Origin of the sequence: Microcoleus sp. OTE_8_concoct_300, from assembly GCF_031383065.1 — a bacterium.
GTDB lineage: Bacteria > Cyanobacteriota > Cyanobacteriia > Cyanobacteriales > Microcoleaceae > Microcoleus.
On sequence record NZ_JANMZH010000837.1, the window covers coordinates 1 to 8122 of the forward strand.

Annotated in this window: 8 protein-coding genes; 7 read left to right on the forward strand and 1 reads right to left on the reverse strand. The window is 45.1% G+C overall.

Annotation, left to right across the window (positions count from 1 at the left end; translation table 11 throughout):
• Positions 1–355 precede the first annotated feature (355 nt).
• From ACUVJL_RS37130 to ACUVJL_RS37155, 6 genes are all read left to right on the forward strand, one after another.
• Positions 356–2920, forward strand: a complete 2565-nt coding sequence (locus ACUVJL_RS37130) for a PAS domain S-box protein (protein ID WP_445250387.1) — start codon at positions 356–358, stop codon at positions 2918–2920.
• Between the two features lie 70 nt (positions 2921–2990).
• The gene (locus ACUVJL_RS37135) at positions 2991–3608 is read left to right on the forward strand and encodes an IS607 family transposase (RefSeq protein ID WP_445250388.1); all 618 of its coding nucleotides are present in this window, start codon (positions 2991–2993) and stop codon (positions 3606–3608) included.
• A complete protein-coding gene (locus ACUVJL_RS37140; RefSeq protein WP_445250389.1) occupies positions 3511–4743 on the forward strand; it encodes an RNA-guided endonuclease InsQ/TnpB family protein in 1233 nt (410 codons plus the stop codon). The genes ACUVJL_RS37135 and ACUVJL_RS37140 overlap by 98 nt, the downstream gene beginning before the upstream one ends.
• A gap of 529 nt (positions 4744–5272) precedes the next feature.
• A complete protein-coding gene (locus ACUVJL_RS37145) occupies positions 5273–5665 on the forward strand; it encodes a response regulator (RefSeq protein WP_332960206.1) in 393 nt (130 codons plus the stop codon).
• A 464-nt stretch (positions 5666–6129) separates the two neighbouring features.
• Positions 6130–6348 (forward strand): hypothetical protein, encoded by a 219-nt coding sequence (locus ACUVJL_RS37150; protein WP_445250390.1) that lies wholly within the window; start codon positions 6130–6132, stop codon positions 6346–6348.
• 106 nt (positions 6349–6454) lie between these two features.
• Positions 6455–6667, forward strand: a complete 213-nt coding sequence (locus ACUVJL_RS37155; protein WP_445250391.1) for a hypothetical protein — start codon at positions 6455–6457, stop codon at positions 6665–6667.
• 194 nt (positions 6668–6861) lie between these two features.
• Here the strand turns inward: ACUVJL_RS37155 and ACUVJL_RS37160 are convergent, their stop codons facing one another.
• Positions 6862–7005: a chlorophyll a/b-binding protein gene (locus ACUVJL_RS37160; protein WP_332960203.1), complete on the reverse strand. Its 144-nt coding sequence runs from the start codon at positions 7003–7005 to the stop codon at positions 6862–6864.
• 731 nt (positions 7006–7736) lie between these two features.
• Between ACUVJL_RS37160 and ACUVJL_RS37165 the strand changes: the two genes are divergently transcribed.
• Positions 7737–8122 (forward strand): hypothetical protein (locus ACUVJL_RS37165; protein ID WP_445250392.1); only part of this gene is annotated, 386 nt, incomplete at its 3' end.

The window sequence follows — 8122 nt, forward strand, 5'->3', positions numbered from 1 at the left end:
AAACCCGCCCCCGCCTGAATTAGTCATTAGTCATTAGTCATTAGTCATTAGTCATTAGTCATTAGTCATTAGTCATTAGTCATTAGTCATTAGTCATTAGTCATTAGTCATTAGTCATTTTTTGAAGGAACAAACAATTAAAGAATTATTAATTTTTATTGAATTGGGGCTTCTAGTCGGGCTGTCTAATGCCTTCATCATTCCGATCGCACCCGGTCGCTCGAACGCTATAAAATTTGTTTGTAGTGAGGGCTTCAGTCATTATAAAAAAGAGAACTTTAGTCCTCACTACCAACCTGATAATGCTTAAGTTACCGGACATCATATCATTAGTCATTGGGAAATTAAAAAACTAATGAGTCGCATTTTACTCTTGGTCGATCGCCACCAACAACCTAATTTGCCGATCGCACACCTCAACACCGAGCATGAGGTGATCGTAGTCGATGGCGCTTTAGATACCAGCTCGGAATTTCCCATTCGCCAAATCGCTTTTGACTTGTGCATTCTCGACGAGAACTCTTTCGATCGCCTCGGGCTACTGCTAGAAGCATTAAAAGCTGCTGCCGAGCCGATATTTTTACCGTTTTTGCTTCTGAGTAAATCCCCAACGCCTGCTCTTTCTGAGCAGCCATTTTCGCTGCAGGCAAAACAACTCAAAGGCAGAATAGACGATTTGATAGTAAGTCCCGCCGAACCAGTCCAACTGCACTTGCGGGTGGAGAATTTGTTGGCCCGCAGGCGGCTGTCGCTAGAACTCCACAGACTTCAAAAAGTAATTAAAGAACAGACTTTTAGAGAAAGTTTGTTAATCGACTCGCTGCAAACGGCAAAGGAAAACCTGCAGCGGGAAATCGCCAAGCGGGCGGAGGTAGAAGCTGCACGGCGAGAAAACTCCTATCTCGACTTGCTGATGAATGCCATGCCAGATATTGTCTGCTTCAAAGATGGCGAGGGCAGGTGGCAGGAGGCAAATCAAGCAATATTGGAAGTGTTCGAGCTAGAAAAAATAGACTACCGCGGCCTTAAAGATTTTCAGCTAGGAGAACTCAGCAGTTTTTACCGCGAGGCCCTACAGGCGTGCGAGGTCAGCGATCGAGAAGCGTGGGCAAAAGGTAAGCTTTCTAGGGGGGAAGAAATGATTCCCCGATCGGACGGTACTGTGAAAATCTACGACGTGATTAAAGTACCCGTATTTCACCCCGACGGCAGACGCAAAAGTATCGTGATTTTGGGCCGCGACATCACGGAATACAAGCAAACTAGAGACGAACTCGTGCGCTTGGCGTCGATTGTCGAGTCTTCCGACGACGGCATCGTCGGCAAAACCCTCACCGGGACAATTCAGAGCTGGAATGCAGGAGCAGAGAAGATTTACGGCTACTGTGCGGCGGAAATCAAGGGGAAGTCGATCGAGATTTTAGCAATACCCGAACGCCCCAAGGAAATGCCCCAAATTCTGGAAAATATTAGGGCTGGAGCCAGCATCGACCATTACGAAACCGTGCACTTGCGGAAAGACGGCCAACAGATAGATGTGTCCCTGACTATTTCTCCGATTAAAGACGCCACAGGAGCGTTAACGGGCGTTTCCACAATCGCTCGCGACATCAGCGACAGCAAGCGAGTCGAAAAAGCCTTTGAACAACTCCGCCACCAAACAGAAATGATTTTGTTCTCCGCAGGAGAAGGAATTTGCGGGTTGAACAAACAGGGAAAAGTAACTTTTGTCAATCCTGCGGCGGTGAGAATGGCTGGGTGCGAATCGAAGGAATTGATCGATCGACCAGTTTATGAAAGCTTACACCGTTCACAGGGAGAATGCTCAAAGGCGATCAAGCAACTGTCACCTGCAACACACATCAATTCAGGCTCTGAACTTGTCCCACACTGCGCCGCACCGCAGGCGGGCAAACTGCTGCCGTCTCGGGTAAGTTCTCAAATTTTAGCCACCTTGGAAGACGGAGAGGCGCGACGCGTCACCGATGAGGTTTTTTGGCGACGAGACGGCAGCAGTTTTCCGGTTGAGTACGTTGTCGCTCCGATGCGAGAAGAAGGCGAAATTATTGGAGCTGTGGTGACTTTTAAGGATATCACCGAGCGGCTTGCCGTCGAGCGCATGAAAGATGAATTCATCTCTGTTGTCAGCCACGAACTGCGGACGCCCATGACCTCGATTCACGGCGCCCTCGGCCTCCTCAACAGCGGCTTGCTTGACGCTTACCCCGTGAAAGCCAAGCGGATGCTGGAGATTGCTGTCACTAATACTGACCGCTTGGTGCGGTTGGTCAACGACATCCTGGATTTAGAGCGGATGGAGTCGAGTTACAGCACTGCCATCAAACAAACTTGCAATGTGGCTGAGCTGATGTTGCAGGCGGCTGACGAGATGCAGGGAATGGCTCAGCAGGCGGGAGTTACTCTGTCGGTGAGACCTGTGGGGGCGCAATTGCAAGCTGTTCCCGATCGGCTTATTCAAGCCTTGACAAATTTGCTCAGCAATGCTATCAAATTTTCTCCCTCCGGGGCTACGGTTTGGCTGAGCGGGGAGTTGACCCACAATCGGGATTTGACAGAAAAAGCTGGGCTGAAGTCGGTGTCGTCTCCGTCTTTGTTGTCTCCTGAGCCTGCCGCCGCCCATCCGCACTTGCCAGGGACGAGCTCGTCGTACATCGTGATTGCTGTGAAAGACAAAGGGCGGGGTATTCCGGCAGACAAGCTGGAGATGGTCTTTGAACGCTTTCAACAGGTTGATGCTTCTGATTCTCGCCAGAAGGGAGGTACTGGTTTGGGGCTGGCTATTTGTCGCAGTATCGTGCAGCAGCACGGGGGCCGGATGTGGGTGGAGAGCGTTTTGGGGGAGGGCAGCACTTTTTTCTTAAGTCTGCCACTTCTAAGGGAGGGGGTTGTAACTGTTTGAGTAAATCGAGGTTTTGCTGGACTTTATAGGACATTGCGCTATACTGGGTAAACCACTACAGAAAATAACCATGTCCGACAAATATGTTACACCAGCAGAGGCAGCGAGAACTTTGGGGGTCAACGAACGAACCCTCAGACGTTGGGAAGAGGACGGTAAAATCCCAGCGTTCCGAACACCAGGGGGCAAAAGACGCTACGACATCTCAGCATTTACAACTAAGTCTTTTCGACCCACTATTATCTACGCCCGCGTCTCCAGTCCCAAACAAAGAGCGGATTTACAACGTCAATGTGAGTATTTGCAATCTAAATACCCTACAGCAGAAGTTGTCTCAGAAGTTGGCTCAGGACTCAACTACAAGCGCAAAAAGTTTCTCGCCCTATTGGAACGAGTTATGTCAGGAGATGTCGAACGCATTGTTATCGCATACAAAGACAGACTCGCCAGATTTGGCTTTGATTTCTTCGCTTGGCTGTGTTCCCAACACTCTTGCGAAATCGTGGTTCTCAACCAAGTTGAACTATCTCCCGAACGGGAAATGGTTGAAGACATCCTTGCCGTGCTCCACTGCTTCTCCTCCAGATTATATGGGTTTAGAAAGTACAAATCTGAAATCGTTAAAGATCCGGATTTACCCAGAGCCGAAACTCCATCAAATTTGGAAAAAATGGTTAGCAGCAACTAAATATTGTTACAACCAGGCACTTGCATACCTAAGAAAGCACGGCAAAGTCTCCAAATACGACTTGAGGAAACTAATTCTCAAGGATGCACCCGACTGGGTTAAAGAATGCCCTTACAATCCCAAGGGTGAAGCTGTTTTAGACGCTTATGATGCTTTTGTAAAGAGTCGGAAGCATGGAACAAAGCAAACCGAAGCGGGTAGATTTAGAAGTTGGCGAGATACAAAACGAGCTATTAAGTTCCAACCAGAAAATTACTTGAGTGGCACTTGGTATTGGAATGAAACTAAAGATTTCAAGTTGAAAGCATCTGAACCATTACCAGCTTTAGACGTTGAATATCAGGTCAAACAAAAGGACAAATCCTTTAAAACCCGTATTCGCTACCAATCCTGGGATGCCTCTACTCAGCTTGTTTATGACAAAAAACGTTGGTTTGCTGTATTTCCCGTTGAATTTAAAAGAACCGAATCCGACCAACAAACGATGATAGCATTAGACCCAGGAGTCAGGTCATTTTTGACTGGTTTTGATGGTAGCAAGTTCGTGGAAATCGGCAATAATGACATATCCAAAATACATAGGTTAGGTCGTTTTATAGATAGGTTGATTTCTGAAAAATCCAGATTAAAAGGACGCCAAAATAAACGTCAACGCCAACGAAAACAAGCTAAAATTGATAGTGTGTTTATTCGGCTTCGCAACTTAATAGACGAGTGTCACAAGAAAGTAGCAAAATGGCTAACTAATGAATATAGATTAATCTTTCTCCCGACATTTGAGACTTCCCAAATGGTAGCCAAAACCGGGGCAAAACCTAGAAAGATTAATTCTAAAACCGTTCGCCAAATGCTAAATTGGTCACATTATCGGTTCAAACAAGTATTAAAATTCCAAGCGTTTAAGCGTGGCGCAACCGTATTGGATGTTACGGAAGAGTTTACCTCCAAAACCTGCACGAAATGCGGTCATGTTCACGTCAAATTAGGCAGCTCTAGGAAATTTCAATGTCCCAAGTGCGGACATAAACTCAACCGAGACTGGAATGGCGCTTTAGGGATTTTCCTTAAAGCATTGCGAGATATTGCCGGACTGGATGCTCAGGTATTCAGTACGCTATGTCCGGAGAACTCCTAAAGTATCCGGGCTTGAATTATCTGAAAGTTAATTTCTACCCTGGTATACCCAAAGTTAAGCTGCTGTGCATCTAATTTGACAGTCAATTTTTCTACAATTATTGTGGGACGGGCAGGAGAGCCTGTCTCTGTATTTAATTTAGATGCGTAGCAGCTTACTGATTTTGTGCAGATTGTTCGATCGAGTCATCGACAAACAATCTCAGCCTTTTGGGCCGATCGGGGACTGCGAGCAAAAATCGCGATTTGAGGTGGAAAAGCGGCTTTTTTTGGGGGGGGAGATTTTACAGCAACCGCGCCCGACGGTTAGGATATTCTTAATTGTTGAAACCCAGGCGGTCGATTGCAACGGAGGTCTTCTTTTTTTCTTCTTTTTACCCGCTCACGAAGCCTCCGGGAGCAGAAGGGTCTTCAACATCTGCTATACAGTTTTGAAAATTTACTGTAAAGTCCGATCAGGTAAGATAATTTGCTTTATAAAATATTGGCATTTCGCTTCTAATCTGTGATCAGTTCTCATTCATAAAAAAATGTTAATTTTGACTGCCAAGCGCATCTTGGTTATTGACGATGCGGAAGATATTCGGGAAGTTGCTCAAGTCAGTCTTGAAATGGTGGGGGGCTGGGAAGTCCTCACCGCGAGTTCTGGCCGCGAGGGTGTTGCTAAGGCTCTTGCCGAACAGCCTGATGCTATTCTATTGGACGTGATGATGCCCGACCAAGACGGACCTACTACTTTTCTACAGTTACAAGCTAATAATGCTACGCAGCACATTCCGGTAATTTTATTGACGGCTAAGGCTCTTGCTGGCGACAGGCGGATGTTCGCGGATTTGGGGGTTGTGAGCGTGATTGCTAAGCCTTTTGAACCGATGTTTTTGGCGGCTCAGGTCGCTGAAGCTTTGGGCTGGGAGCAAGAATAGATCGATCGCCCCTATTGAATTGTGCAGCTTTTCCAGCATTAGTATTGCAGGCAAAGAGAGTTAAAAAAACTTGGTTTCTTTGGTATTGTGCCGAGCGATCGAATCGGGTCGATCGCACAGGATATCTGTAGGGACTTAGGCGCTGTGCCTTTTGTCCAGTCAGTTTAAGACTAAAAACCCCAAGGAAGGGTGGGGTTTCACCCCTGCCGGTCTTTCGGTGAAATTGATACCAATAAGCGAGGCCTAAGTTCCTATTCGTAGTGCGTTCATTTAACCGGATTCGACCTCAGCAATGAACTCAGTATTCCTACTGATTTTTCCGACAAATATAAGCTGGTCGGAGTATTTTACTTTTTGTGACAACTTTCTCGTCTTCATAAGTTCTTCAGGTTTTAGTTTTAAGTTTAAGCACATGGTCAGGGATCGATTCTGACTGTTGGCAGATACATTGGGAGAAGACGACCATGCCCTCAGCTTACATTTTGCTACTGATAGTTTCTCTGGTGGCAGTCGGGATTTACTGGCAAACATCTCAAGATATTTTTGTTATTGTGGCTTTAGCCGGACTGGGTTGTTTTCTTTGGGGTTTCTCTTGGGCCCCTTGGAGCGTTCAGCTTCTGATTGTGGTGTTGCTGTTCGGTTTCCAAAAATGGTACTTGCGAAACGCTCAAAGTTTTGAGTGAAAAGAGATTTTTTATTGTTGTGTATGAAGTTGAGATGCACCGAGATTCGTCAATATCTGTAATGAATTGGTTATCGCTCCATATCTTAAAAAAGGTTTAAAATCTCATGAATAGTTGCCCTTGTTGCTCCTCTCAATTGCTCCGCCACGCTCGCCACAATCGCCTTTATTGGTTTTGCTCGCACTGCTGGCAGGAAATGCCGGATCTGTCGGAGATGATTTTAGGTAACACCACGCGGAGTAACAAACGCGACGGTTTGGTGAAGCTTCCTGGTTTGACTCCTAAATTGAGGATGTTGGATTCCGTAGGAATTGCTTAGTTTGCTTACGTTAATCTCGCGATAAATATTGAGACAGAAAAGATTTTTGATTGTGCTATCTGTGGGATTTTTTGAGAGAAAATGCACTCATCCCCTTCCGTGTGAAGTGAAGGGGACTTTTTAGCGGGGGGGATGAGTTCACTTGTGATGGGGTCGATCGCCTGAATTTCAGCTCTTGTATGCAGTTAAGCTGATTACATCAAACCGATTTGAGAGAGAATGCCTTGACCCGTGAGGTATTCGGTAGCTAAGCCGATAACGAAGCCCAACATTGCCAAACGGCCGTTCCAGGTTTCAGCAAACTCAGTGAAGCCAACTTTTGCGTCTTTGTTTTCCATGACCATAAACCTCGTTTAATTTCAACCTTATGTAACTAAACTTAACACAAGCCGAGAAACTTTGCAACATATTTTTACATTTACTGTTCAAATGCCGGAGAGCAGCCAGTAATCTAGCGTGAATTAGCAGAGAATGACGGACTATTTACGCTATATATAGCGTTTTTGTGTAACTCTTGTGCAAGTAGAGATTAGCAGGGGTATTTGTGTCAGATCAACTCAAAACATTAAATTAGATTACCCCTTGACATCTAAGAGTTAATGTGGAAGTATCAAAACAATACAGCTCAGATAGACACCCGCATTCAAAAGCAAAAAGTGTCGGTTAAGTCGTCTCAGCGGTAGGATGTGCAGATTGCGAATACGCGTCCTAAAGACCAGTTGATATAGACATTAAAGTTAATTTCGTTTCAACTGGAATCAATAGGTATCTCCAGGAACTATGTTTTTGTCTTGACACGGCAAGAGTCTCAGGTTTTTATTGGGAGAGTTGTAATAAGTCACTTGGCGCGACATTAACTTTAATAGACCTCTTGCAAAAAAAATATGTGTTATACTTAAGAATTTGCTCAGGTTTAGGTCAAACTTTGAATTATTGGGTTGATTGGCGTCTCCTTAGACTTGCTCAGCCTGCTAGATTATAAAATTGGCTAAACTTTCCATAAGAGCACAAAATTATTTTGCAAGAGGTCTATTGAAAAACTTCCTTAATCTATTTATCAAGGGTAAACATGGCTACTAAAGATGAGGGCTTGTTGTGGTTATTCTATCAAAGGTACACCTTTCGGAAATTGCCAAACCATGAAGAATATAATAGTTACATAAAGTCGCTTCTCATTTGTGCTAATGGAGATGGTACATTAGCTCCAGAAGAAAGAGACTGGGTCGTTGGATTTGCTTGTTCTTTGTGCGCACCCGATTCATTAGTGGAGGAACTCAAATCTTATAAAGCTGACGAAGACATCGAGAAGATGATTAGTAATACTCCAATAGCTAATGCTTCACGGCGTTTCCTTGTTTACGATGCTATTATGGCTTGCAGTGCTGATGGAGAATATAGTGACCCAGAAAGAGCAACTATAACTAAAATGGCAGCTAAACTGGGCATTTCTCAAGA